Origin of the sequence: Dietzia kunjamensis, from assembly GCF_045689975.1 — a bacterium.
Classification (GTDB): Bacteria; Actinomycetota; Actinomycetes; order Mycobacteriales; family Mycobacteriaceae; genus Dietzia; species Dietzia kunjamensis.
Genome location: NZ_CP143297.1, coordinates 3,004,990 through 3,027,023, shown reverse-complemented (window position 1 = coordinate 3,027,023; position 22,034 = coordinate 3,004,990). Strand labels below are relative to the sequence as shown.

Sequence of the window (22,034 nt, the reverse complement as noted above, 5' to 3'; positions counted from 1 at the left end):
GGGTGTCACTCCACGCGGTAACCGACGCCGCGGACGGTCTGCACCTTGTTCTCGCCGATCTTGCGGCGCAGGGAACGGATGTAGACGTTGACGATGTTGGAGCCCGGGTCGAAGTCCATGCCCCACACGCTCTCGAGCAGCTGCTCGCGACTGATGGTCTCGCCCTTGTTGCGCAGTAGCATCTCGAGCAGCGAGTACTCGCGGTTGGTCAGCTCCTGGATCCGGCCGTCCACCTCGACGCGGCGGGTGCGGATGTCCAGGCGCATGCCCGCGTGCTCGAGGATGCCCGGGTCCTCGGTGGCCTCGTGCTCGCGCAGCCGCAGACGGATGCGGGCGAGCAACTCGGGCACGCGGAAGGGCTTGACCATGTAGTCGTTCGCGCCGGACTCCAGCCCCTCGACGGTGTTCGCCACACTGTCGCGGGCCGTGAGGATGATGACGGGTGCGGCGAACCCGCGGTCGCGGGCCTCGCGGAGGAGGGTGAGCCCGTCCGTGTCCGGCAGGCCGATGTCGAGCAACATCAGGTCGATGTCGGAGATCGTCGACAGGATCGCCTGGGCGCTCTCCCCGTCCACGGCCTCGAGTGCGGTGTACTCCGCGCCGCCGAGTGCCTTCACCAACACCGATCGGATGAGATCGTCATCCTCCACGACGAGAACATTCGTCATGCAACCCTCCTTCTCGAACCCGGAGTATCCCACGGGAAGACATCAGTTGGACGCTGCCCGGTACCGTGTCCGCGGTTTCGTTCGAGGGGTGCGCCGGATCAGCGCGTACCGCTGTCCCCCGACGCGACCGGGCCGGCGTCCCCGTCGTCGCGGGGCCGCTTCTCCGGTGGTGGTGCGATGAGGGGGACGACGATGCAGAACACCGCGCCCCCGCCCACGGCGTTGAACGCGAACGCACGTCCCCCGTGCGCCTTGGCGATGGTGGAGACGATGGCCAGGCCGAGCCCGGTGCCGCCCCGGCCGTCGCGGAGCTGGCCGCGCGCGGTGTGGAAACGCTGGAAGATGCTCTCCTCTTCCCCGGGCGGGATCCCCGGTCCGCTGTCGCGGACCCACCACAGGAGCCGTCGGCGGTAGTCCTCCCGCTTGGGCGACGGGGCGACGGGCCCCGCGGCGAACCCGTCGTGCACGGTGGGATCCCCCGGCTCGATGATCCGGCACCCGATCTCGATGGTGTCGCCGGGGCCGGTGAAGCGGACGGCATTGGAGCAGAACTGCATGAGTGCCTGCGTGATGCGGTGCTGGTCGAGTCGGGCCACGCCCTCGGCGTAGGGGAGCACCCGCCAGTCCCGGTCGGCGATCACGTCGATCTTCGCCTCGACGTCCAGCACGAGTTCGGCGACGTCGGTCGGGACGGTCCGGAGGAAGTCGGGACGGTCGGCCCTGGCGAGGGTGAGCAGGTCCTCCACGATGCGGGTCATCCGCGACAGCTCGTCCTGCATGAGGCGGGTGGCCTCGGCACGCCCGTCGGGGTCGTCGGGCATGAGGTCGAGGTTGCCCTGCACGACGGTCAGGGGCGTCCGCAGTTCGTGCCCGGCATCGTCGAGGAACTCCCGCTGGGTCCGGTAGGCGTCCTCGACGCGTTCGAGCATGGCGTTGACCGTGTCGGCGAGTGAGACGATCTCGTCGGGTCCGTCGGAGGGGACGCGCCTCGACAGGTCGGCGGCGGAGATGGTCTCGGCGGCTTCGCGGATACGGCGCACCGGCACGAGCATCCGCCCGGCGATCCACCACGCGAGTACCGCACTGACGACCATGCCTCCGACGCTGGCCCAGCGCATGTAGAACACGACGCGCCGTGTCTCCTGGTGGGTGCCCCGGTCGTTGACGGCGACGACGATGTTGGCCGGCCCGGCGGGGCTTTCGACCGTGGTCTTGCGCCACCGCACCGAGCCGTCGAGGATCCCCGAACTCTCGGTGGAGACCAGGCCGATCCGTTGGATCTGTGAGCGTATCGCCGGAGGGAAGAGCTGGTCCTCCTCTGGCCCGTACCGGGAGAGCGTGAACTGGGTGCCCGACTCGGTGGCCGTCCCGACCAGCAGCAGCTCCGAGGACGGGTACTGCTGGGCGAGGTATGCCCGGATCAATTGCTCGACCGTGGGGTTCTCCGACTCGAAGGACGGCAGGATCCCGGCCGTCATGAAGGTCGTGAAGTCGGCGGCCTCCCGGTTGAGCCGCGAGTCCATCACCCGTTCGGTGCTGAGGTTCAGCAGTTGGAACGTGAACACCATCATCGCCGCGAACACGGCGGCGGTGATCAACGTGATGCCGAGGGTGATTCGGAGCCGGGCGGAGTGCCACCAACGGATCGGGGCCGACGTCCGTTTCGAGGGGTTCACCTCGGCATCGGGTGGTCGTCGCCGGACGCTCTCGGGCTGGACACCGTCGGGCTCGCCTCCGTCGCGCCCGCCCCCTGCGAGGTCGTCACCGGCCCGCTCGCGGCACGGTCCCCCACGGGAGGTCGGCCGAGCACCGGAGCGCCGCCGGCGGGCGACCGACCCGCGTGTGGGGGAGGCCCGGTCTCGTCGGCATGGGCCGGTCGGCCGGTCTCTCCGGCATGGGGCGGGGGCCCGGGCAGCGGGCCACCTGCTGCGGGCGGTCCGGGAACGGACACGGGAGGCCGACCGGCATCGGGCGCCGGTACGGCGGGACGGCCGCCCGGTCCGCGGTCGTCAGGCGTGTCGCCTCGATCGACCCCGCCCTCGGAGTGGGGTTCGAAGGTCACCGGCTGGTCGTCCGCCCCGGAGCCGGGACCGGGGCCCGTCGTGGGGTCGCGGGGCACGAGGTCGTCCCGGACCCGGTCCGGGCCCTGCCCGGCGCGCGGACCGACGGTGTCCGCGGGAGCAGCCCGGCCGTCGACCTGCGGGGGAAGCGGTGCCAGCGGCACGGAGGGCACCGTCAACAGCGAGAGGAACGATGGGATCGGCTCCGGTACGGGCAGGGCCGACCTGCCGTCGATCACCGTGAGGAACGGCTTGATCCCCTCGATGGCGGTGCCCGCGTACTCCTCGTCGACGGCCGGGGACGAGTCCGTCGACTCGCCGGTGATCCCGGCGGTGGCGGTCGGCCCGGCAGGAACGGACGTCGGGGCGGGGAGCCCGAGGCCGGCCACGGCGGCTGCTGCCACGCCGCTCGCCACGATGGGAAGCGCGATGAGGCCGATCACGCTGGCTCTCATGCCCCTCCTTCCGGGCTGGAACGCTGTTGCCCGCACAGCCAGTAACTGTGACATCAACAAGTGCAGTAGTACAGGGCTTCGCCCAGATTGTAGAGGCGGACGGGCCACACCGGGGAATGGTGTGGCCCGTCCGCGTGGGTCTTTCCGTGCAGGTGACGGTGTCAGCCGAGCCGCTCCTTGAGGGCGGCGAACTGCTCGTGGACCTCGGCCGGGACCTTGGGTCCGCAGAACTCGAGCCACTCGGTGATGAGCGGCAGCTCGCGGCGCCACTCCTCGGGGTCGACGGCCAGGGCGGCCTCGACGTCCTCGATCGGGGTGTCCAGGCCGGTCATGTCGATGTCCGCGGCGCGGGCGGTGATGCCGGCGGCGGTCTCGTCACCCTCCACGCGACCCTCGATGCGGTCCACGACCCACTTGAGCACGCGGCTGTTCTCGCCGAAGCCGGGCCACACGAAGCGGCCGTCGGCGCCCTTGCGGAACCAGTTGACGAGGAAGATCTTGGGCATCTTGTCGCCGCCCCGGGCGCCCATGTCGACCCAGTGCTGGAAGTACTCGCCGACGTTGTAGCCGACGAACGGCAGCATGGCCATGGGGTCGCGACGCACCGCGCCGACCTGGCCCTCCGCGGCAGCGGTCTGACCGGAGGACAGGGTCGCGCCGATGTACACGCCGTGGTTCCACGAGTAGGCCTCGCTGACCAGCGGGACGGTGTCGGCGCGGCGACCGCCGAAGAGGATGGCCGAGATCGGCACGCCCTCGGGCGAGTTGAACTCCGGCGCGGTGACCGGGCACTGGTTGATCGGGACGCAGTAGCGCGAGTTGGGGTGCGCGGCGTTGCCGGCCTTGCCGTCGCCCTCCGGGGTCCAGTCGTTGCCCAGCCAGTCGATGAGGTGGTCCGGGGTGCCCTCGAGGTCCTCCCACCACACGTCACCGTCGTCGGTCAGCGCCACGTTGGTGTAGATGGCGTTGCCCGGCTCCAGCGTCTTCATGGCGTTGGGGTTGGACGAGTAGTTGGTGCCCGGGGCGACGCCGAAGAAGCCGTACTCGGGGTTGACGGCGTAGAGCCGGCCGTCGGCGCCGAAGCGCATCCACGCGATGTCGTCACCCACGACCTCCGCGCGCCAGCCCTCGATGGTGGGCTGCAGCATCGCCAGGTTGGTCTTGCCGCAGGCGGACGGGAAGGCCGCGGCGATGAAGTGCACCTCGTCGGAGGGGGAGATGAGCTTGAGGATGAGCATGTGCTCGGCCATCCAGCCCTCGTCTCGGGCCATGGCGGAGGCGATGCGCAGCGCGAAGCACTTCTTGCCCAGCAGGGCGTTGCCGCCGTAGCCGGACCCGAACGACCAGATCTCTCGGGTCTCGGGGAAGTGGGTGATGTACTTCTCCTCGTTGCACGGCCAGGGCACGTCCTGCTCGCCCTCGGCGAGCGGGGCACCCACGGAGTGCAGGCCCTTGACGTACTCGCCGTCCGTGCCGATCTTCGCCAGGGCCGCCGAGCCCATGCGGGTCATGATCTTCATCGAGACCACCACGTACGCCGAGTCGGTCAGCTCGATGCCGAGCTTGGGGTCCTCCGCCTCCAGCGGGCCCATGCAGTACGGCACGACGTACATCGTGCGGCCCCGCATGCTGCCGCGGAACAGTCCGGTCATGTGCTCGCGCATCTCGGCCGGGTCGCGCCAGTTGTTGGTGGGGCCGGCGCCCTCTTCAGTCGCGGAGCAGATGAAGGTCCGCGACTCGACGCGGGCGACGTCCTTCGGGTCCGACTGGGCCAGGAAGGAGTTCGGCTTCTTCTCCTCGTTGAGCTTGACGAAGGTCCCGGCCTCCACCATCTCGGTCGTGAGGCGATCCCACTCAGCGTCGGAGCCGTCGGCGAAGACGACCCGGTCCGGCTGGGTGAGCTCGGCGACCTCGGCGATCCACGCGAGCAACTCCGCGTGATCGGTTGGTGCCTGACCCTCGAGGCCGGGAATGGTGGTGGTGGTCATCACAGCTCCTCGCGCGTGGTGCATGGTGTTAGTCACAGAGTATCGTCAAGCGTTGTCGACTGCTCAGTCGCAGCCCCCTTTGCACACCCGGACATGAGGGATTCCTCAGGTCACTGGTCAGATGTGGCCGTGATCGATGCGTTCCCACCGGGCGGGCGACGGGAAGTCGCCGGTCGTGTCCCCGCGAGCCTCGTTCGTGAATCCCCCGAAGGGCACGCCCTCCGCGGGATTAGCCAGCCGCCACGAGTCGTAGCTGCCGTCGAACCGCACGGTCGAGACGTGGTCGACGGTGCCGTCGCCGTCGGCGTCGGTGTACACGGTCAGCCCCCGGTCGTCGCCGAGGGTGACCGCCTCCATGAAGCCGTCCCCGTCGAGGTCCGCCTCGGGGGAGCCGAGGTCGAGGACGTCCTCGCCCACGGGCACGTGCAGTCCCAGCGACGAGGGTTCGGCCAGGGGGGCGTCCTGGAGGCCGCACACGTCGGGCGCCGGGTGGTGATCGAAGGAGTCCGCGCCGAACAGCGGATCGGTCATGAGGGACTCCCTGTCGTGGGGGCCGGCGGGGCGGTCTGTCCCGCGCGGGTGGCTCGGATGCGGCGTTCGAGGTCGGCGACCCGGGGGCCGGGGTCGTGGGCGAAGCCGTCGGTGATGGTGGCCTCCGCGGCGAGGATCCTCGAGCCGAGTGACTGCTCGGCGTCGGCCCGCAGCGCCGCGAGCCTGTCGGCCACGGCCGCGACGGTGTGGGTGCGCAGCGCCTGCGTGCGGCGGACGGTGACGGTGATCCACCCCAGCACCAGCCCGCACAGGAGGGCGAGCGGGATGACCACCGCCGCGACGCCGGGGATCTCGGCGAGCGGGGACAGCAGCATGCGTCCCACCCCGGTCCCGCCGGCGGCGCCCATGATCATGACGAGCAGTTCCTCGCCCGTGTTGCGCGGCGGTCGACCCGGGGCGATGCCGCTGGTGGGCGGGGGGATGCGGGGACCCGCCGGCGCGGCGGCGCCGAGATGCCGGGCCACGAGGGCGTCGGCGCGGAGGTCTGCGCGGGCGATGGTGCCCGCCACCGCGGAGTCGGCATCGGCGGCGAGCTGGTGGACCAGCGCGTCGACTCGGGAGCGGGGGGCCGCGGCGAGCACCTCGCGCGCCCGCCCACCGAGGTCGCGCACCGATCGGTGGAGATCCTGGACGACCTGCATGCGCAGCGCCTGGACGTCCTGCCGCAGTGCCTGGGAACGGGTGGTGATGGCCTCGGTGCGACGGGCGAGGAGCCAGTCGACGGTCGCGACGGCCGGATCCTGTGGCGGCGCTCCGCCGGGGCCGGGGCGCGCGGTGGGCGGACGGCGGCCGCTGGAGACGAGGGCGGCGACGGCGGCGAGCAGGGCGGCCGGGGCCCCGGGGCGACTGGCGTCGACCACGTGGACGGGCGCCGTCACGCCCGCCTCGGCCAGTCGCCGGGTGGTGACGTCGACCGTCTCCGACAAGCCCTCGGCCGTGCACTGGTCGGCGCGCCCGGCCAGGGCGACCGCCATCGGCAGTCGGGAGGCGACGCCGCGCGCGACCTCGACGTCGTCGGGGCGCACCGGACAGAGGGCGTCGACGACGAGGACAGCGGCGTCCGGCCGGTCCTCGGGTGCCGCGTCGACGAGCACACGGATCCGGGCCCCGCCATCGACGGCCGGGCCCGCGGCCGAGGTCAGCGCCTCGGCGACGGCGGGCGCGGCGGAGTCCCGTGCGCCCAGGACCGCGATCGTCAGGTCACGGGGTGGGGAGTCGCGGGGCGGAGAGTCACGGGGCGGAGAGTCACGGAGCGGTGCGGGTGCGGCGGTCACGACGGGCCCGATCCCGCGAGGACGCAGAGGGCGGCCTCCGCGAGGTCGCCCACCTCGTCGTGGACCGCGAGGCGTTCCAGTTCCGCCTCGAGACGGGCCACCCGGACCGTCGCCAGGGCGTCCAGGGCGCGCTCGAGGAAGGACACGACGCCGTCAACTGACCGGTGCCCCGGCTCGCGCGCGTCCACGGCGGGCAGCCCACGGGCCCACCGCGGCGGGACCTCGTCGTCGTCGGATTCGCCGCCGTCGGTGCCACCGTCGGCGCCCCCGCCACCGACACCCGTGGCCACCACCAACAGGGCGTGCCGGCGCGGGCGCCGCACCCACGCCTCCTCGTGGCGGCAGGGGGCGGTGCGCAGGCACACGATCTCCACATCGGGCGTCGTCGTGGCCGGCGCGCCGGGAGTGGCGAGCACGTCGAGGTCGTCGACCTGCGCCCGCCACCCGCGCCGGGCCCGCAGCGCCGCGGCCAGGGTGCGGCGCCCCGACCCCAGGCCGCCGCGGATCCGGATGTCGACGGGCGCGTCGAAACGCGCGAGGGCCTCCTCCACCGGGCCGTACGCACCAGGGTCGTACACGACAGGGCCGACGGCGGGGTCGACCGACCGTCCGGAGCGTTCCCGGGCGGAGGAGAGCAGGCGTCGGACGCGCGCGGCGGGATCCGGGCTCTCGGGTCGCACCGGGGCCTGGGGCTCGGTGTCGTGGGTCACGGTCGGCACGCGATAATCGTGACGTGGGGACCTGCCCGCGGCAAGACCTTCCCCCAGGCAGGGTCACCCGCGCGGCGCGGCGAGCGGCCCTTCGGCACGGGCGGGGATGTCGGTCGGATTCGTAACCCGACCACGGATTACGGGATGATGGCCGGGTGAACCAGAGCGAGAACCCCGCCCCGGCGGCTGACGGGACCCCGGACGGCGGTGTCACTCCCGACGACGGTGCCACTCCGGACGACGGTGCCACTCCCGACGACAGCGCCCGCCTGTTCCCCCGGGTGACGGCCTACCGGTTCCGGCGCGGAACCCTGCGGCCGGGCCAGCAGCGCAACTGGGAGGAACACTGGCCCACCTACGGGCGCAACGTCTCCGACGAGATCCTGGACCCGGAGCAGATGTTCGGGCGCCGCGCACCGTTGATCGTGGAGATCGGGTCCGGGACCGGGACCTCGACCGCCGCGATGGCCGCCGCCGAGCCGGACGTCGACGTGATCGCCGTGGAGGTCTACCAGCCCGGACTGGCCCAGCTGCTGGGCATGATCCTGCGCGAGGGGCTCGAGAACGTGCGCATGATCCGCGGCGACGGCGTGGACGTGCTCACCAACATGATCGCGCCGGCGAGCCTGACCGGCGTCCGCGTGTTCTTCCCCGACCCCTGGCCCAAGGCCCGCCACCACAAGCGGCGGCTGCTGCAGTCCGGCACCTTCGAGCTCATCGCCTCACGCCTGGCGCCCGGCGGCGTGTTGCACGTGGCCACGGACCACGCCGACTACGCCGAGTGGATCGGCGAGACCGGCGACGCCGAGCCCGCGCTGAGACGGCTGGACCCCGCGACCGACCTCGGGCACGTACCGTTCAGTCTTGACAGACCCGTGACGAAGTTCGAGGGCAAGGGGCTGCAGGAGGAGCGAGTGATCAACGAATTCCTCTGGCGTCGTACGAGCTGACGCCCTTCTCCACAGCCCCCGAACGACGACGACCGAGGCGGACGCGATGACCCCACCTGACGAGATGCGCAACCACGACACGACGGACGTGGTCACGCCCGACGCCCCGGGAGTGGTGCTCCTGGTGTGGGACGCGCCCAACGTCGACATGGGGCTGGGGTCCATCCTGGGTGGCCGCCCCACCGCGATCTACCGGCCGCGCTTCGACGCGCTCGGCCGGTGGCTGCTCGGGTACACCGCCGACCTGTCCCTGCAGACCGAGGACACCCTCGAGGCCGAGGCGACGGTCTTCACCAACATCGTCCAGGGCACCTCGGACAACGTCCGGCCGTGGGTCGAGGCGCTGCGCAACGTCGGTTTCGCCGTGTTCGCCAAGCCCAAGACCAGCGACGACTCCGACGTCGACGAGGACATGCTCCAGCACATCGACCTGCGGGCCGGCTCCGGCCGCCTCGCGGGCGTGGTGGTGGCGTCGGCCGACGGTCAGGCGTTCCGCGAACCGCTGGAGGACCTCGCCCACGACATCCCGGTCACGGTGATCGGGTTCCGCGAGCACGCCACCTGGGCCGTCCAGCACGACACCATCACGTTCCTCGACCTCGAGGACATCCCCGGTGTGTTCCGCGAGCCGCTGCCCCGGGTCAGCCTCGAGAACCTGCCCGACGAGGGTGCCTGGCTGCAGCCGCTGCGGCCGCTCACGGCCCTGCTCACCTCGCGCTAGGAGTTCCCCGGTGTTCAACTCACTCGGGCGGTTCGTCGCCCACCGTCGCGTGCTGGTCCTGGTGTGCTCGGTTCTCGTCATGGCGTTCATCAGCCTCGCCGGAACCGCGTTCGGCAACCCGTTCGGTCAGGGCGGGTTCGAGGACCCCGACAGCGGGTGGGCGACCGCCGAACAGCTCGAGCAGGAGGCGTACGGACGCGACGCGCTCGGCGACGTCGTGGTGTCGTACCACGCACCCGAGGGCACCTCGGTCGACGATCCCGCCTTCCAGGACCCGATCCGCGCCTCGCTCGAGTCGATCCGCAGCGAGCACCCCGACGAGGTCACCGGCGTCACCAGCTTCGTGTTCAACCAGTCCCCGGCCCTGGTCAACAGGGACGAGGGCATCGTCGTGGCCTCCATCCAGATCGCCGGCGAGGAAGAGGAGATCCTCGAGAACTTCCGGGTGATCGAGGACGAGATCGCCATCGACGGAATCCAGACCGACGTCGCGGGTGTGCAGGCGGTCGCCGGTGCGCTGCAGGACGGGATGGACGCCGACCTGGTCCGCGCCGAGCTCATCGCGCTGCCGCTGGTGTTCCTGCTGCTGATCGTGGTGTTCGGCGGTGTCGTGGCCGCGTTCATGCCGGTCGCGGTGGGCGTGCTCACGATCCTCGGTTCGCTCGGGGCGCTGCATCTGTTGTCGCTGGTGACCCCGGTGAACTCCTTCGCCCAGAACGTGGTGACGCTGATCGGCCTCGGCCTGGCGATCGACTACGGCCTGTTCGTGGTGAGCCGGTTCCGGGAGGAGATGGCCGAGGGCTACCCACCGGACGCGGCGGTGCGCCGGGCGGTCGCCACCGCCGGACGGACCGTGGTGTTCTCCGCGGTCATGGTGGGCGTGACCCTGTCCGGTCTGCTCATCTTCCCGCAGGCGTTCCTCAAGTCCGTCGCCTACGGCGCGATCGCCGCCGTCATCCTCGCCGCCGCACTGTCGGTGACGCTCCTGCCGGCCGTGCTGATGCTGCTCGGCCACCGCATCGACATGCTCGGCATCAAGCGGCTGCAGCGTCACCGCTCGCGCGAGCAGGTGGAGAACGGCCTGTTCGGCCGCGTCGCCGACTTCTCCATGAAGCGTCCGGTGGCCGTGGCCATCCCCGTCGTCGTGGTGCTGATCGCGCTCATCATCCCGTTCTCCGGCGTGAAGTTCGGCGGCATCAACGAGACCTACCTCCCGCCGGACAACACCACGCGCGTCGCGCAGGAGCAGTACGACGAGAACTTCCCCGGCACCCGGACCGACCCGGTCAAGCTCGTGGTGATCGGCTCCGACGGCGGCACCCTGTCGCAGATCCGCTCGGCGGCCAACGAGGCGCCGGGTCTGACCGGTCCGTTCCAGTTCGCCCGTTCGGGCGAGCAGGACGCGCAGGGCCGCGACGTGGTGGTGTTGCAGACCGGCGTGGTCGACCGGAACGACGCCGCCGACACCGTCGAATATCTGCAGTCGTTCCCGATCCCCGCCGACACCGAGGTGTACGTCGGCGGCAACCCCGCCATGGAGCGCGATTCGGTCGAGGCCCTGGTCGACGGTCTGCCGTGGTTCGTGCTGTACGTCCTGCTCGCCACCACGCTCCTCATGTTCCTCGCGTTCGGGTCGCTGGTGCTGCCGATCAAGGCCGCGATCATGAACCTGCTCGGCCTCGGTGCCACCCTCGGCATCCTCACCTGGATCTTCGTCGACGGGCACCTGTCCGGGTTGCTCGGGTTCACGGCCGGCCCGCTCACCTCGCCGGTCGTGGTGCTGCTCATGGCGATCATCTACGGGCTGTCCACGGACTACGAGGTGTTCCTGGTCTCGCGGATGGTCGAAGCACGCTCGCGGGGCGCTCGGACGACGGAGGCCATACGCAGCGGAGTGGCGAACACCGGCCGGATCATCACCTCGGCCGCGCTCATCCTCATCGTGGTGACCGGCGCGTTCGCGTTCTCCGAGATCGTGATGATGAAGTACATCGCGTTCGGCATGATCGCCGCGCTCATCATCGACGCCACCGTGATCCGCATGCTGCTCGTGCCGGCGGTCATGCAGATGCTCGGCACCGACAACTGGTGGGCGCCCGGGTGGATGAAGCGCGTCCAGGAACGGATCGGCCTCGGCGAGGCGGAGATCGACGACGAGCCCGAGCTGCTCACCGGCCGACCCGCCACCACCGGCGCGGCCGAGCCGGTCCCCGCCGCGGACTCCGGGGTCTCCGCGGATTCCGCGGGCGCCGGACGGACAGAGGTCGCAGGACCCGCCACCGCCGTGGCCGTGCTCGACCGCGAGCCCGGGGCCGAGCCGGAGCTCGAGCCGGAGGCGGAGTTCGAACCGGAAACCGAGCCGGAGCCGGAGTGGCAGTCCGAGTCAGAGCTCGAGCCGGAGGCGGAGTTCGAGCCGGTCCACGACACCGAGTACGACGAGGAACCCGACACCACCGAGGAAGGGAAGATCCCCGCCTCCGACCTGATCGCCCGTCTGATGCGGGAACGTCAGCAGGGGCGCGACGCGTGACGCCCGCCAGGGCCCTGCGGTGTGGGTCCTGGGCCGGGTCGGATCCTTTGGTTATGGTGGATCGATGATGGGCACGCGGGGCGCCGAGGCGCGGCGTCGCATCCGGGTGGTCCTGGGCAATCCGTGGTTCAAGGCCATCGCGACCCTGACTGTCCTGGCCTTCATCCTCTACTGGCTCCGTGGCCAGATGCCGTTCTTCGCCGAGGGATTCGAGGCCGTCACCCGCCCGCACTGGGGTTGGGTCGCGGCCGCGCTGGTGTTCTCCTACCTGTCGATGTCGAGCTACGGCTCGGTGCAGAAACTGCTCCTGCAGTCCGCCGGTGTCAGGGTGGGCTACTGGGGCAGCGTCGGCCTGGTGTTCTCCGCCAACGCGTTCTCCACGAGCATCCCCGGCGGGCAGGTCTTCGGCACCACCCTGACCTACCGCAAGACCCGGCAGTGGGGAGCCACCCGCGTCGTCGCCTCGTGGCAGCTCGTCATCTCCGGCGTGCTGTCGACCGTCGGCATCGTCCTGCTGGCGCTGCTTGGCTTCTTCCTGGTGGGGACGGTGTCCAACCCGTTCCTGCTGGCGCTTTCTGCCATGGGCCTGGTGGGGATCGTGGTGGTGGTCCAGTGGGCCGCCCGGAACCCCGACAGGATCGAGGGGTCGCTCCTGGCCCTCCTCGAGTGGATCAACGCGCGGCGTCGCAAGCCCGCCGACCACGGTGCCGCCGCGGTGCGCAAGGTCGTCGAGCAGGCCGAGGCCGTCGAACTGACCAAGACGCAGTTGTCCAAGGCCTTCGCGTTCTCCCTGCTCAACTGGGTCGCCGACATCGGCTGCCTGTGGGCGGCGGCCAACGCCGTCGGTGCCCAGCACAGCATCGGCGGGCTGTGCATCGCGTACGTGACCGGCAAGATCGTGGCCAGCGCGCCCATCACGCCCGGCGGGCTGGGGACCGTGGAGTTCGCGCTCATCACGACCCTGACCGCGGGCGGGCTCGGTGCGCATCAGGCGTTCGCGACGGTGTTCGTCTACCGCATCGTCAGCTTCGTGCTGGTCGCCCTGGCCGGATGGGTGGTCTTCTTCCTCTTCTACCGGGGTGCCGTGGACCTCGACCCCGACGCCGACCCGGACGACGCCGACGACCCGGGGGAGAACACCTCGTCGTCGTCCCCCTCTCCGTCCCCCGCGGCGGCGTATACCGCCGCGTCGCGGCAGACCGTCGCGGCGGCTCCGCCGGCCGGGATTTCGGCGATGTGGCCGCTCAAGGGCACACCGTGGCGGCCCCACGTGCACCACGACTCGGGTCCCATCCCGCTACTGCGCGTCCGTGAGGACGGGGTCGTGGACGACGAGGCCGGCGATGCGTCCTGCTCGGTCAGCGCGAGCGAGCGACGGGAGGGGAAGAGACGGTGAGTCGTGTGGCCGTGCCGGTGATGATCGTACTCGATGCGGTGTTGGTGGTGGTGTTCTCCACGTTCGGCCGGGGCGCGCACTCCGAGGGGCTCGGCGTGGCCCAGGTCTGGGGTACGGCGTGGCCGTTCCTCATCGGGCTGGCAGTGGGGTGGCTGATCCTGCTGACGACCCGCCGCCCGCCCGCCGCCGTCGGGTCGGGCGTACTGCTGTGGCTGGCCACGCTGGTGGTGGGCATGGTGATCCGCGGTCTCGGTGACGGGCGTGTGCCGCACTGGAGCTTCATGGTGGTGGCGGGCGTCGTCACCGCCGTCCTCCTCATCGGATGGCGTGCGATCCGCGCCGCCGTGGTGCGGCGACGCGAACCCGCACCGCGCTGACGTCCCCTGCGGTCAGCGCATTCCGGGTCAGCGCATTCCGGGCGGCAGCTGGGCCACGACCTCGCGGGGGATCTCGATGGTCTCCGGCAGGCGCACCCCGCCCGGGGCCGGCAGGTCGCGCGGTACGGGGATCGTGAACGGCTCGACCGGGACGGGTGCCTCCGGCGGGACCCCGGCGGGCGCCTCGACGATCTCGCGGTCCGACACGAGCTCTGGGGCGGGCGGGGGAGGCGGCGCCGGTGCGGGCTCCTGTGTGGATTCGGGTGCGGGGGCTGGCGCGGGTGCGGGTGCGGGTGCGGGCTCGACGTGGCCGAGCCAGGCGTGGAGGTCGTCGCGGGTTCCGGCGAAGACGTTGAGATCCACGGCGTCGGTGAAGCCCGGCACCTCACCGGTCTCGGAGCGCTGCCAGAACAGCCACTCGTTCCAGCCGCCGATCACGGGCAGGGTGGGCTCGGACACCCCGTACTCGGCGAGCCACAGCGGGAACTCGGCGAAGCGGTGGGTGTTGGCCATCCGATCGATCCAGAAGTAGCGGTAGGTGTAGAGGATCGGCGCGCGACCGGTCCGGTGGGCGAGAGTGTCGAGGAAGACCTGCGTCCAGTCGGCCAGCTCGGCGGGGTCGAGGCCCTCGTCCTTCTCCAGATCGAGCACCGGCGGGAGCTGCGGGCCGCCGACGGACTGCAGTCGGTCGGCGAACGCGTGGGCCTGCTGCGCGGGGTCCATGGCGGGGCGCGCCATGTGATAGCTGCCGACGAGCATGCCGGCGGCGCGCGCATCGGCGACGTCGGACTCGTAGTAGCGGTTGGCGGGTCCGGTGCCCTCGGTGGCCTTGATGAACGCGAAGGACTGCCCGGACGCGGCGGCCGCGTGCCAGTCGACGCCGGCACCGTGCGGGTGCTGCCAGCTCGCGGCGTCGACCCCCTGCGCGAGGCCGTGGTAGGCGGGCGCCAGGGGGACGCCGGCGTCGGCGCGCGGGGAGACGACGACGACGAGGAGGCCGAGAGAAAGGGCTGCTGCAGAGGCCACGGCGACGAGAAGGCGGGGAAGGGGGGCGCGTCGGGCCGACGGTCCGGCAGATGTCATGGGCTGAGTATGTTGCAACCCCTTCAGTCACACAAGCAACTCACGCAACATTTCTCACATCTGTCCAGTTCCGGCCCGGGCAGCAGTCGCGGTGAGGCGCCGGAGGGTGGCCGGAGAGTGACCGGAGAGTGACCAAGATCACGGGTTGATCACAACCTGTAACACGCTGCCCCACGCGTTCGATGACATGGTTTCCTCACCTACGATTAAGGCAATCCCACCGACCAGTCGGGAGTGCCCCTCAATGAACAATGCGATCGACCTGACCACCCCGCGTTACCGCCAAGACCTCGTGACCGAGGTCGATGGCCCGGGCGACGACCCCTTTCTGGAGGTGTCGGTCGCCGAGACCGTGATGCTGGACGAGCACGGGGCGGGGCGGGGGGTTCCGGAGTTGCGGCTGCAGACCGGGGCGGAGGGCATCACGCTCACCGATCGTGACCAGATCCTGCAGCTCCAGGCGATCATCAACCGCGCGGTGAACCAGTGGCGCGAGTCCGCCTCGCACCTGATTTGAGCTCTCCTCGAGCGACTCGACGCGCTGCGCCCTGAGGTCGGGGCGGTCGGATGTGTGCGGCCGGATGCGGGTGGCCGGTCAGTCGACCCGGATCCCCGCCTCGCCGATCAGCGCCAGGCCCACGCCCAGAACCTGTTCGGGCGAGATGAGGGCGCCCCGCAGTGCCGACGCCCCGCGGACATCCTCCAGGTCCGCGCCGCGCAGGTCCACGGCCGAGAGGGTGGCCCGGTCGAACCCAGCACCACGCAGGTCGGTGCCCTCGGTGGTCAGGTCGGCGATCCGCGCCTCGAGCAGGTCGGCCTGCCGGCACCGCGTCGAGACCAGCCGCACCCGCTGCAGCCGGGCCATCCGTAGGTTGATCATGTCCGCGTGGCAGTCCTCGAACGACACGTCGGTCAGTCGTGCGTCGGACAACACGATCCCGGTCAGTCGGCAACCCACGAACCTCACGCGGGTGAGCGAGGCGCCGTCGGCCACCAGTCCCGACAGGTCGCAGCCGCTGATCACGACATCGGTCAGCCTCAGGCCGTCCGCGCGGGCGCCGCTCAACCGGAGGTTCTCGAGCGCGGACTCCCGGACCTCCATCCCGCCGATCTGCGCCGCGCCCTCCTCCGGGTCGGGCGCGTGATCGGCGGCGGCCAGGACCCCGTCCCACAGGCCGTCCGTCTCGAGTTCGGTGCGGGGCGGCTCGAGCTGCTCCCGTCTCGGGATGACGGGGGCGGCGGGTGGACGGGGTGAGTTCGAGCGGCGACGCAGCGGTGGGGGCACGTCCGTCAGCGTAGAGGGGGGCGCGTTCAGGGGAGGTCGCAGAGTCGCCGGAACTGGTCCCACTGGGCCTCGAGCGCTGCCGGGGAGACGGTCGGCTGCACTGCGATGCCCGACAGTCGACTCGCCACCGCGGACAGTGCGTTGTCGGTGACCCCGTCGGAAAGGCGGCGGACCTCGGCGGAGACGGCCTCGCGATCGGTGCCGGCGCCGTGGACGAGGCGATGGACGGGTTCGGTCAGTGTCCCGCAGCCCGGGGTGGCCTCCGGCCCGGGCGTCGGGGGCGGCGTCGTCGCGGTGGGGGCCGCGGCTCCCGGGGATGAGGTGGCCGGGACGGCGGGGTCCGCGGTCCCGGGGGTCTGGTCTCCGACGCTGACCTGGCCGCACCCGGACAGCGCCAATGCGAGTGACGCGGCCGCCGCGACGACGGTGCCGGCCGGTGCTCTACCGGGGATCATGGGCCGACACTAGCGGCATCTGGGATTCCGCGGGGCGCGGGCGTACTCTGGTCCGCGAGATAGACCGATCGGTCTATCGAAGTGTGTGAGGAGCGAGAACTGTGAGTCTGCGAGAAGCGTTCGTCTTCCCCGAGATCGTCAACGACTACGCCGCGCGGTGCACCGCCGCCCTCGTGGTGACGCTCGCGGTGGTCACCCTCCTCGCTCCCGAGCCCGCCCGGACATGGCTGGCGGGAGCGCTGGTGGTGGGTTTCGCGCTCCGCGTTGCCGGCGGCCCGCGGTACTCGCCGTTCGGTCGCCTGTCGGTCCATGTGCTCGCGCCGCGGGTCAGCCACGAGCCCAAGATGGTCGCCGGCGCGCCCAAGCGATTCGCCCAGACGATCGGCCTGGTGATGTCCTCGATCGCGTTCGGACTGTTCCTCGCCGGGTTCGCGGTGGCGGGCAGCGTCGTGCTCGGTGTGCTGGTCGTCGCCGCGCTCGCCGAGGCCGCGCTCGGCTTCTGCCTGGGCTGCTGGATGTACGGGCAGCTCCAGCGGGTCGGCATCGTCTCGGAGGACGCGTGCGTGGACTGCGCGGACATCTGGGCGCGGCCCGGGATGACGGCCCGCAACTAAAGGGCGGCCCGAAAGAACCCTGCTTGCGCGCCCGGAATGGTCCATTCCCGCAGCCCAACCCCTCGATGAATGTGCACTCCGACCGCGCAGGTCCGCGGCGCAGCGTATCGGGGCCGTGCGTGCTCGCGGAGTGCCCGGTTGACGTCGCAGGGGGTTGTCGTGGGACAGCGTTACTGTGGGTCCATGAATACTCCTGCTGACGGCAACGCCTCGGACCGGCCCGACGACCCGGTCGGTGGCCGGGAGAACGAGCAGTGGCCCGGTTACGGCTCGGGGCTCGGCGGGCAGCAGTACGGGGCCGGCGGCTACGGCGGTCAGCAGTACGGCACCCCGCAGTACGGCACCCCGCAGTACGGAACCCCGCAGTACGGCACCCCGCAGTACGGGAGCCCGCAGCCCGGCGGGCAGTTCGACCCGGGTCAGTACGGCGCGCAGCCCTTCTACGGCGCCGAGTACGCCTACGGGGCGCAGCAGCCGTACGGGATGGAGTCCTATGGTCAGCAGTACGGGATGCAGTCCTACGGTCAGTTCCCGCCGGCGGCCCGCAAGGACCCCGCGTTGATGCTGGTGGCGTCCCTCCTCGTGCCCGGCCTGGGGACGATGCTGGTCGGCCGGGCCGGCAGGGGTGTGGGCATCCTCGCCGGGTACCTCGTGGGTGCTCTGCTCTCGGTCATCCTCATCGGTCTGCCCATCATGTTCGGGTTCTGGATCTGGGGGATGGTCGACGCCTACCAGGGCGCCAAGGACCACAATGCCCGCCACGGCCTGCCCTGACCCGCGCCCGGCAGCCGCGCCCACCGGCCCGCCTCACCGGTTCGGCGCATCCCGTCGGCCCGCCTCGTCGTCGTCACGGAGGTGGCGACCTCCGACGTCGTGCCGACCGCCCACCCCGCGACCACTTACGTAACCTGGTCACATGACAGCGACCGAGATCCCCACCACCGACGCGCCCCGTCCCTCGGGCCTCGACCTGCAGTACGTCGATCCGGACGTCCGGCCCCAGGACGACCTCTACCAGCACGTCAACGGCACCTGGATCCGTGAGCACGTGATCCCCGCCGACCGGCCGATCGACGGGGCGTTCCTCGCCCTGCGCGACCTGTCCGAGGAGCGGGTGCGCGACATCATCACCGACGCCCCGGTCGACTCGCAGATCGGCGCCTTCTACGCCTCCTTCATGGACACCGACGCCGTTGAGGCCGCCGGCGTGGCCGCGCTCGCGCCCGATCTGGCCGAGATCGACGGTGCGACCGACGCCGACTCGCTCGCGCTGGCGATGGCACGGCTGGAGAAGGTGGGCGTCGGCGGGCTGATCGGTGCCTACGTCAACAACGACGCCAAGAACTCGAGCGAGTACATCCTCTACCTGGTGCAGTACGGCATCGGGCTGCCGGACGAGTCCTTCTACCGCGAGGACCAGTACGCCGAGATGCGCGAGCAGTACACCGACCACATCGCCCGGATGCTCGACCTCGCCGGGCTGGTCGACGACGTGGACGGGGAGACCGGGGCCCGCCGGACCGCCGAGCGGATCGTCGCGCTGGAGACCCGCATCGCCGCCGCCCACTGGGACGTGGTGGCCCGTCGCGACGCGGACAAGACCTACAACCCCGTCACCTGGGACGAGTTGCCGCAGCAGGCCCCCGGCTTCCCCTGGCATGAGTGGGCCCGCGAGCTCGGCGGCACCGAGGAGACGTTCGGCCGGCTCGTCGCGATGCAGCCCGACTTCCTCACCGCCGTGGCCGACCTGTGGGCCTCCGAGCCGCTGGAGACCTGGAAGCAGTGGCTGCGCTGGCGGACGGTCTCCGCGCGCGCGCCGTTCCTGACCTCGGACCTGGTGGACGAGAACTTCCGCTTCTACGGCACCGTGATGTCCGGCACCGAGGAGAACAAGGCCCGCTGGAAGCGTGGTGTCGGTGCGGTCGAGGCCGCCCTCGGCGAGGAGGTCGGCAAGGAGTACGTGGCCCGGCACTTCCCGCCCGGCCACAAGGCGCGCATGGTCGAGCTGGTGGAGAACCTCACCGAGGCCTACCGCTACTCCATCAGCCGTCTGCCGTGGATGACCCCGGCCACCCGCGAGCGGGCGCTGGCCAAGCTCGAGGCGTTCGTGCCCAAGATCGGCTACCCCGAGAAGTGGCGCGACTACTCGGCGCTCGAGGTCCGCGCCGACGACCTGCTCGGCAACGTGCGCCGCTCCGCCGAGTTCGAGCACCACTACGAGCTGGGCAAGCTCGGCGGCCCGGTCGACCGCGGTGAGTGGCACATGACGCCGCAGACGGTCAACGCCTACTACAACCCGGTGATGAACGAGATCGTCTTCCCGGCCGCCATCCTGCAGCCGCCGTTCTTCGACGCCGACGCCGACGACGCCGCCAACTACGGGGCGATCGGTGCCGTGATCGGGCACGAGATCGGTCACGGGTTCGACGACCAGGGAGCGAAGTACGACGGCGACGGCAACCTGGTCGACTGGTGGACCGACGACGATCGCGAGGCGTTCGGAACCCGCGTGGAGGCGCTGATCGCCCAGTACGACGGCCTCACCCCCGACGGCCTGGACGCCACGAAGGACCACGTCAACGGGGCTTTCACGGTAGGGGAGAACATCGGCGACCTTGGCGGTCTCACCATCGCGCTGCTGGCCTACCGGCTGGCAGAAGGCACCGACGGCGAACCCGCCGAGGGCACCGAGGTGGGCCCGGAGATCGACGGGATGACCGGCATCCAGCGGCTCATCATCTCGTGGGCGATCGTGTGGCGGACCAAGACCCGCGCCGAGGAGGCCGCCCGCCGGCTCGCCGTGGACCCGCACTCCCCGCCGGAGTTCCGCTGCAACCAGGTGGTCCGCAACCTCGACGACTTCCACGCCGCCTTCGACGTGACCGAGGACGACGGTCTGTGGCTCGCCCCCGAGGAGCGCGTCAGCATCTGGTGACCTGACAGGCGTGCGTGGCCCACCGCCGGGCCCGTCCCGGCGGTGGGCACCCTTCCGCTATGTCACCCGCCCGCGTACGGTGAGGATCGTCACATGCACGTGCCGGTCGGAAGGTCGGGGAGCGGCGACGACATGGTCCCGCCTCGACCGTTGAGGACGGGGAATCATGTCGGAAACTCTCGTACCGCCCACGCGCCCGGCGCACCAGCTCGACCACCCGCCGGGCGTCCCCACAGGTGGAGGTCGGTCGGGCGCGTTCGTGTGGAAGATGCTGACGACCACCGATCACAAGCTGATCGGCATCCTGTACATCTCCACGTGCCTGGTCTTCTTCGGCATCGGCGGTCTGATGGCGCTGCTCATCCGGGCCGAACTGTTCCTGCCCGGCATGCAGTTCCTGTCGAACGAGCAGTACAACCAGTTGTTCACCATGCACGGCACGGTGATGCTGCTGTTCTACGGCACCCCGATCGTCATCGGTATCGGCAACTACATCATGCCGCTGCAGATCGGCTCTCCCGACGTGGCGTTCCCGCGACTCAACGCGTTCGGCTATTGGCTCTTCGCCGCCGGCGGCGTCATCGTGCTGACGGGCTTCCTGACCCCCGGCGGTGCCGCGTCCTTCGGCTGGACCATGTACGCCCCGCTGTCCGACAAGATTCACTCCCCGGGCGTCGGCGCGGACCTGTGGATCCTCGGTGTCGGCATCGGCGGCATCGGCACAATCCTCGGTGCGGTCAACTTCGTCACCACCATCATCTGCCTGCGCGCACCGGGCATGACCATGTTCCGGATGCCGATCTTCACGTGGAACATCCTGGTCACGTCGGTTCTGATCCTGCTGATCTTCCCGCTGCTCACCGCTGCGGCCATGGGGGTGTTCTACGACCGCACCTTCGGCGGGCGGATCTACGACCCGGGGAACGGTGGCGCCATCCTGTGGCAGCACCTGTTCTGGTTCTTCGGTCACCCCGAGGTGTACGTCCTCGCGCTGCCGTTCTTCGGGATCATCACCGAGATCCTGCCGGTCTTCTCCCGGAAACCGCTGTTCGGTTACGCCGGCCTGGTGTTCGCGACCCTGGCGATCGCCGCGCTGTCGATGGCCGTGTGGGCGCACCACATGTTCGCGACCGGCGCGGTGCTGCTGCCGTTCTTCTCCTTCATGACGTTCCTCATCGCCGTGCCCACCGGGGTGAAATTCTTCAACTGGATCGGCACGTTGTGGCGCGGCAAGATGACCTTCGAGACCCCGATGCTGTTCGCCCTTGGATTCCTCGTGTCGTTCCTGTTCGGCGGGCTGACGGGGATCATGCTCGCGGCCCCGCCGATCGACTTCCACGTGCACGACTCGTACTTCGTGGTGGCACACTTCCACTACGTTCTGTTCGGCACCGTCGTCTTTGCCACCTTCGCCGGGATCTACTTCTGGTTCCCCAAGGTCACCGGCCGCATGCTGGACGAGACACTGGGCAAGTGGCACTTCTGGCTGACGTTCATCGGCTTCCACACGACCTTCCTCGTCCAGCACTGGCTGGGCAACCAGGGCATGCCCCGCCGGTACGCCGACTACCTGGACTCGGACAATTTCACGGTCCTCAACCAGATCTCCACGGTCGGCTCGTTCATCCTCGGCATCGCGATGCTGCCGTTCATCTGGAACATCATGAAGAGCTGGCGCTACGGCCCGATCGTCACGGTCGATGACCCGTGGGGCTTCGGCAACTCCCTCGAGTGGGCGACCTCGTGTCCACCGCCGCGGCACAACTTCGCGGTGTTGCCCCGGATCCGCTCCGAGCGCCCGGCGTTCGAACTGCACTACCCGCACATGAGCGAGCGGATGCGGGCGGAGGCCCACGTCGGGGGCCGTCCCCGGGCCCAGGACCCGGGCTCGTCGAAGGACGTCGGGGAGCGCGGGCCCTCGCCCCACAGGGGCTGAACAAGGGGCGGATGCGCGGAAGCGGGCACCGCCGGGTCGGGGCGA

Annotated in this window: 20 protein-coding genes; 10 read left to right on the top strand and 10 right to left on the bottom strand. The window is 70.7% G+C overall.

Going from position 1 to position 22,034, the window contains the following annotated elements:
- Positions 1–5: 5 nt before the first annotated feature.
- The 7 genes from VZF99_RS14155 to VZF99_RS14125 all read right to left on the bottom strand — a co-directional run bounded on the left by VZF99_RS14155 (position 6) and on the right by VZF99_RS14125 (position 7,707).
- On the bottom strand, positions 6–668 hold the full coding sequence (locus VZF99_RS14155; protein ID WP_067715955.1) for a response regulator transcription factor: 663 nt from the start codon (positions 666–668) through the stop codon (positions 6–8).
- A 98-nt stretch (positions 669–766) separates the two neighbouring features.
- Positions 767–2,344: a sensor histidine kinase gene (locus VZF99_RS14150; protein ID WP_407335133.1), complete on the bottom strand. Its 1,578-nt coding sequence runs from the start codon at positions 2,342–2,344 to the stop codon at positions 767–769.
- Entirely contained in the window at positions 2,341–3,183 is an 843-nt protein-coding gene (locus tag VZF99_RS14145; RefSeq protein ID WP_407335132.1) for a hypothetical protein, read from the bottom strand. Before VZF99_RS14145 ends, VZF99_RS14150 begins: the two co-directional genes overlap by 4 nt.
- Before the next feature lie 161 nt (positions 3,184–3,344).
- Positions 3,345–5,171, bottom strand: coding sequence for a phosphoenolpyruvate carboxykinase (GTP) (locus VZF99_RS14140; protein ID WP_185951886.1), 1,827 nt, complete (start codon positions 5,169–5,171; stop codon positions 3,345–3,347).
- A 117-nt stretch (positions 5,172–5,288) separates the two neighbouring features.
- Positions 5,289–5,702 carry a DUF6802 family protein gene (locus VZF99_RS14135; RefSeq protein ID WP_069389409.1) on the bottom strand — a complete coding sequence of 138 codons (414 nt, stop codon included), beginning with the start codon at positions 5,700–5,702 and terminating at the stop codon, positions 5,289–5,291.
- On the bottom strand, positions 5,699–6,997 hold the full coding sequence (locus VZF99_RS14130; protein ID WP_407335131.1) for a hypothetical protein: 1,299 nt from the start codon (positions 6,995–6,997) through the stop codon (positions 5,699–5,701). The genes VZF99_RS14135 and VZF99_RS14130 overlap by 4 nt, the downstream gene beginning before the upstream one ends.
- Positions 6,994–7,707, bottom strand: coding sequence for a hypothetical protein (locus tag VZF99_RS14125; RefSeq protein ID WP_407335130.1), 714 nt, complete (start codon positions 7,705–7,707; stop codon positions 6,994–6,996). Before VZF99_RS14125 ends, VZF99_RS14130 begins: the two co-directional genes overlap by 4 nt.
- A gap of 155 nt (positions 7,708–7,862) precedes the next feature.
- On the opposite strand from VZF99_RS14125, the gene trmB reads away from it, so the two are divergent.
- From trmB to VZF99_RS14100, 5 genes are all read left to right on the top strand, one after another.
- Positions 7,863–8,657, top strand: coding sequence for a tRNA (guanosine(46)-N7)-methyltransferase TrmB (gene trmB / locus VZF99_RS14120; RefSeq protein ID WP_407335129.1), 795 nt, complete (start codon positions 7,863–7,865; stop codon positions 8,655–8,657).
- A 46-nt stretch (positions 8,658–8,703) separates the two neighbouring features.
- On the top strand, positions 8,704–9,378 hold the full coding sequence (locus VZF99_RS14115) for an NYN domain-containing protein (RefSeq protein WP_096906650.1): 675 nt from the start codon (positions 8,704–8,706) through the stop codon (positions 9,376–9,378).
- Between the two features lie 10 nt (positions 9,379–9,388).
- Positions 9,389–11,908: an MMPL family transporter gene (locus tag VZF99_RS14110; protein WP_407335128.1), complete on the top strand. Its 2,520-nt coding sequence runs from the start codon at positions 9,389–9,391 to the stop codon at positions 11,906–11,908.
- A 64-nt stretch (positions 11,909–11,972) separates the two neighbouring features.
- A complete protein-coding gene (locus VZF99_RS14105) occupies positions 11,973–13,304 on the top strand; it encodes a YbhN family protein (protein WP_407335127.1) in 1,332 nt (443 codons plus the stop codon).
- The gene (locus tag VZF99_RS14100; RefSeq protein ID WP_227022187.1) at positions 13,301–13,681 is read left to right on the top strand and encodes a DUF3054 domain-containing protein; all 381 of its coding nucleotides are present in this window, start codon (positions 13,301–13,303) and stop codon (positions 13,679–13,681) included. The genes VZF99_RS14105 and VZF99_RS14100 overlap by 4 nt, the downstream gene beginning before the upstream one ends.
- Positions 13,682–13,708: 27 nt before the next feature.
- On the opposite strand, the gene VZF99_RS14095 is transcribed toward VZF99_RS14100, so the two are convergent.
- Positions 13,709–14,764: a glycoside hydrolase family 25 protein gene (locus VZF99_RS14095; protein WP_407335126.1), complete on the bottom strand. Its 1,056-nt coding sequence runs from the start codon at positions 14,762–14,764 to the stop codon at positions 13,709–13,711.
- Between the two features lie 244 nt (positions 14,765–15,008).
- Here VZF99_RS14095 and VZF99_RS14090 point away from each other — a divergent pair, with 244 nt between their 5' ends.
- Positions 15,009–15,281, top strand: coding sequence for a hypothetical protein (locus VZF99_RS14090; RefSeq protein ID WP_067715983.1), 273 nt, complete (start codon positions 15,009–15,011; stop codon positions 15,279–15,281).
- Positions 15,282–15,359: 78 nt separating this feature from the next.
- Here the strand turns inward: VZF99_RS14090 and VZF99_RS14085 are convergent, their stop codons facing one another.
- Positions 15,360–16,049 carry a pentapeptide repeat-containing protein gene (locus tag VZF99_RS14085; protein ID WP_407335125.1) on the bottom strand — a complete coding sequence of 230 codons (690 nt, stop codon included), beginning with the start codon at positions 16,047–16,049 and terminating at the stop codon, positions 15,360–15,362.
- A 26-nt stretch (positions 16,050–16,075) separates the two neighbouring features.
- Positions 16,076–16,504 carry a hypothetical protein gene (locus tag VZF99_RS14080; RefSeq protein ID WP_407335124.1) on the bottom strand — a complete coding sequence of 143 codons (429 nt, stop codon included), beginning with the start codon at positions 16,502–16,504 and terminating at the stop codon, positions 16,076–16,078.
- Between the two features lie 101 nt (positions 16,505–16,605).
- Here VZF99_RS14080 and VZF99_RS14075 point away from each other — a divergent pair, with 101 nt between their 5' ends.
- From VZF99_RS14075 to ctaD, 4 genes are all read left to right on the top strand, one after another.
- Entirely contained in the window at positions 16,606–17,118 is a 513-nt protein-coding gene (locus tag VZF99_RS14075) for a DUF4395 domain-containing protein (RefSeq protein WP_407335123.1), read from the top strand.
- A 183-nt stretch (positions 17,119–17,301) separates the two neighbouring features.
- Positions 17,302–17,892 carry a hypothetical protein gene (locus VZF99_RS14070; protein WP_407335122.1) on the top strand — a complete coding sequence of 197 codons (591 nt, stop codon included), beginning with the start codon at positions 17,302–17,304 and terminating at the stop codon, positions 17,890–17,892.
- Between the two features lie 142 nt (positions 17,893–18,034).
- Positions 18,035–20,053 carry a M13 family metallopeptidase gene (locus VZF99_RS14065; protein WP_407335121.1) on the top strand — a complete coding sequence of 673 codons (2,019 nt, stop codon included), beginning with the start codon at positions 18,035–18,037 and terminating at the stop codon, positions 20,051–20,053.
- Positions 20,054–20,219: 166 nt separating this feature from the next.
- Positions 20,220–21,989, top strand: coding sequence for a cytochrome c oxidase subunit I (gene ctaD, locus VZF99_RS14060; RefSeq protein ID WP_407335120.1), 1,770 nt, complete (start codon positions 20,220–20,222; stop codon positions 21,987–21,989).
- The last annotated feature ends 45 nt before the right edge of the window (positions 21,990–22,034 follow it).